Source organism: Pseudomonas floridensis (genome assembly GCF_002087235.1).
Taxonomy (GTDB): domain Bacteria; phylum Pseudomonadota; class Gammaproteobacteria; order Pseudomonadales; family Pseudomonadaceae; genus Aquipseudomonas; species Aquipseudomonas floridensis.
Genome location: NZ_MUIO01000247.1, coordinates 1 through 694 on the forward strand (window position 1 = coordinate 1; position 694 = coordinate 694).

Sequence of the window (694 nt, forward strand, 5' to 3'; positions counted from 1 at the left end):
TGATTTTGCTGAAAACACCATGGACTCGTGCTTCAGGGTGGGATGACACGAAGCCAGGCAATGACCACGATGTCCGATCCTGCGTTTCAAGAAAAGGTTGTGGCCGAAATCGCGCGTCTGGCCGGTATCGACCTGACATCGGTCGAGGTTCTTGATCAGAAGCTTCAGGCGGACAACAAGGCTACCAGCCCAGGAGCGGTCGAGTTACCTCCTATTCCCGTCACTACGAGTGATGAAGAAAAACTGACTTCTGCTCAAGAAACGCTGCGATCGATGGCTTCGATCAACCAATACATCCAGGAGCACCCGGAACAGCAGGAGGCTGTGAGCGTGCTGGTGGCCGTGGCGCAGGGGCCGAAAGGTCTGGTGCAATTGGCGGTTTTCAACGCGGTTTCCGAGACGCCCCTGGGTCAGAATATTGGACAAAAACTGGCTGAGTACGGTGACGTTCTGGGGGAACAGATCGCCAATGCCATGGAAGGCGAGACGATTAAAAAAGATGACAATACCGGTGCCTACCTGATCGGTGGTGGAGTGCTTACAGCGGGCATCTTGACTGGTATGCTGGTAAGCGGTAAAGCTATAGCCAAGTCTAGAACTATTTCAGCCGAGATGAAGGCTGATCCTTATCATGCGGACTGGAAGAACTATACCGGGACTGACAGGGGCGTTGGAGCGGACGTTGTTAAGGGGG

The 694-nt window shown here is 53.9% G+C and carries 1 protein-coding gene; it reads left to right on the forward strand.

Annotated features, from left to right (window positions below; genetic code table 11):
* Nucleotides 1-60 precede the first annotated feature (60 nt).
* Nucleotides 61-694 (forward strand): hypothetical protein (locus BZK31_RS28665; protein ID WP_157900838.1); only part of this gene is annotated, 634 nt, incomplete at its 3' end.